The organism is Vogesella lacus, from assembly GCF_979366295.1.
This window is the reverse complement of record NZ_CEETQT010000060.1, coordinates 1-230: the sequence shown is the minus strand read 5'-3', so window position 1 is coordinate 230 and position 230 is coordinate 1. Positions and strand designations below refer to the sequence as shown.

At 63.5% G+C, this 230-nt stretch carries 1 protein-coding gene; it reads right to left on the bottom strand.

Annotation, left to right across the window (positions count from 1 at the left end):
• Positions 1-230 (bottom strand): Ig-like domain-containing protein (locus ACZ9W6_RS17720; RefSeq protein WP_465192501.1); only part of this gene is annotated, 230 nt, incomplete at both ends.

Below are 230 nucleotides of genomic sequence, written 5' to 3'. Positions count from 1 at the left end.
GGTAGTGTCGATATCGACAGTCAGGCTGCTGCTGGCGGCGGAGACATTGCCGGCGGCATCGGACTGTTTGACGGTGAGGCTGTGGCTGCCATCGGCCAGCGTGCTGCTGGTAATGCTCCAGTTGCCCGAGCCATCGGCAGTGGAGGTGCCCAGCAGGGTGCTGCCATCCGTGTCGTAGAGCTTGACGGTAGCGTTGGCCTCACCGGTGCCGGTGATGACCGGTGTGTTCA